This is a genomic window from Sediminispirochaeta bajacaliforniensis DSM 16054 (assembly GCF_000378205.1).
Classification (GTDB): domain Bacteria; phylum Spirochaetota; class Spirochaetia; order DSM-16054; family Sediminispirochaetaceae; genus Sediminispirochaeta; species Sediminispirochaeta bajacaliforniensis.
Map to the genome: position 1 here is coordinate 1 of NZ_KB899466.1, position 2,754 is coordinate 2,754.

A 2,754-nucleotide genomic window follows, 5' to 3' on the forward strand; every position below is an offset into this window, starting at 1 on the left:
TACAACCATTACAAGGCGGTACCGCCCTTTTTTTCAAGCCGGAGTCTGCAATTTCATTCCGGTGTTTTCCTGCAATTTACCTCCGGTGGCGACACTTTTTATCCACAAACCAGCCGTATACCCAGCCTTCTTTTCCTTCAAAGCCTATCCGGTACCATACCGCTCACATCCCTTTATTCAAAAACCTCCCATCCAGCCAGCGAAACAAAAATAAGGCCATAACGTATCATAGGCCCGTAAGCCTTCAATTGCAGGTTATCTTGACTCTTTATATGCTTTTATTCCCAATACACTTCAGTTTCATAGATCCATCCCTTCCTTCCATCAATTTTTTGAACCTGGATCCATTTTGTGGCAGTTCCTGATTCGTCTATCGCTGAATCCCCCTCATCAAGCACCCAGACATATTCGTTGGCAAAATTGTAACCATTATTTCCGCTATCATTACTTTCTTCATTACGTAACGGAATATGGTTCGATCTTATTCGGGCAATCTTCCTCTGATCCACTCCCATCTCTTCCCACCAATCGTTTTTCAGTCGCTTGAGCTCATATTCCTGTTTTTCTTCATCGGCATCGAAGAAATAGACATCCCCGTTAGGATGAATGGCTTTGGGAAAAGTACCTAGAAGATTATGATCATCGTCATAGGGTGGAGTCCAAGAGCCGGGCTCAAGCATCCGAAAAGTCACCTTTCGGGTCCACGTATCTACGATGGCTATCATTACCTGAAAGTTCGGATCCTTAAATATCTTGCCGTAATCAATAGGCAATGGACCAATCCCCCAGTAATAGCTTAGACCTTTTGAATCTCCTCCAATATATTCAAAGTCTCTCAAATTTGAGATTTGCTTATATTCCCCTTCTGGGAAAATGAGATTTCTCCAGAGGTATCCCATATAAAGACCACTATTTGCAATTCGGAAATCTCCAAAATTATGCTTTTTGCTAGGTCCTATATGATAGCCAATGTGCTCCCCAACACCTGAATCAAGCCATTCCTGGGTTTCTTTAACATTTCGGTATGTATACCTACCATCCTCCAGAAGCTCCCATGAAATCAGTTCATTATTATTTGTCTGTGCAAAGAGAAAATTCTCTGTTAGAAAAGGACTATAATCGGAATTAATGTTCATTGAATCACTTAAGGCAATATTTAAAATAGGGGCATGATTTAAATCTCTATTGTAAATGCTCAAAAATCCGTTTGAATAAATTCGTGTTAATACATAGTCATTATTAAATTTTCTTAAGAACCTTCCTCCAATACCAGTTTTAATGGTTTTGACAATTCGATAATCATCTTCCATATCCATTAGAATCCATTCCATCCTATCTGAATATAAAAAGACTATTTGATTATCAACAAAACCAATAAATCGAGGCCCTGGTTTAAACCCTTCGACCTTATTCCAGCTTAACTTAAAATCAAATGGTTGCTTATCTGGAAAACGTTTTATAAGATCAAACGTTTGAGAAAAAGCACATACAGATACAAATAGAAATAAAAAATTGAATCCTATTTTCTTCATACTAATTTACCTTTAATCGTTCTATTGACCATGACCTTAAGTCCTTATCCCAATCATAATGCCAACTACCTGCTTTATTAAATACAGCAGTGACCCCACTAAGCCCTTCCATCATATTCCTCTTAATGACAAAATTCACTGAAGAACCATATACTGATTCAATGGTCGTTACGGCTGTCATCAGCTGAACAATTGTCCTTGCATTGCTAAGGGCCTCAACATCGATAGTTTCAATAATTCCAATATGGGAAGTACCATAATGGATAATATCACCTGATCTGATTGATAGAAACTCTTTTTGAATTTTCTTAAATTCTTCTTCTGATGGGCCGTCTTCACTATCAACCTCAGATGTAAAGTAAGCCGTATCTGTTGTTGACATCTTTATTCCTTCTCTTGAAATAATGACATAAGACTTCTTAGCTTCGTGCGGGTAACCTTCTGATCTTATCAATTCAGGATCATGGACTGAACCACCAGACCAGGATACCTCTGGATAATTCGTCCACGTATAGGGATCTCGACTATATCCCGCAGCTCGTTTAGCAAATCCAACACAATCAACGCCTATATGCTCTATCAGATCCTTATCGACAATCTCTGGAAAAGTCGGTTTCGGATCATTTATTGTAGCATGGGCCGGGTCCTCAAAATAAAGCCCTATCCCTGGTAACCCCGGATATTCGTTAGCAACAGGATTCTTTCGGTAATTGTTCCATAAGGGGCCGCTTGTACCAGGAGCAGCAGTACTCCCCCATTCAGCCATTCCTTCCATTGTATAACCATCCGGCGGCCAAATGGTCGCAATCGCTTCTCCTGTTTCCATCTTACTCTGCTGATCTAACATCCTTCGATTAAATTCAAAGGGACTGTTTACACCCACCCTGTTATTGTAAGACTCATCACTATTTGCTGGATAATCATACGCCACTCGTCCTATTACTTTATTACTTCCCGGATAATTCCGCACCGGGGTATATGTTGCAATCTTAATAACCTGACCACCTTCTCCGTCTACCCAATCTGAAGCAGCAGACGTATACATTCTCGATGGATCAGGATCACTTCCATTGAGGGATTTTGGGCTTTTATTCCACTCATTCTCCTCACTGTTCCACGGATGCGTATCGTTCCAGTCCTCTCCTCTTTCGCCTATGTACAGGTTCGCCCTCCACAACAGCTTCTTGTCGTACACCCCACAGAAATCACCTTCTTCTGCTCT

2 protein-coding genes are annotated in these 2,754 nt (G+C 40.5%); both read right to left on the reverse strand.

Going from position 1 to position 2,754, the window contains the following annotated elements; genetic code table 11:
• Positions 1 to 278: 278 nt before the first annotated feature.
• Positions 279 to 1,532, reverse strand: a complete 1,254-nt coding sequence (locus F459_RS0121840; protein ID WP_020614764.1) for a hypothetical protein — start codon at positions 1,530 to 1,532, stop codon at positions 279 to 281.
• 1 nt (position 1,533) lies between these two features.
• A partial coding sequence (locus F459_RS24245; RefSeq protein ID WP_020614765.1) for a hypothetical protein occupies positions 1,534 to 2,754 on the reverse strand: 1,221 nt, incomplete at its 5' end.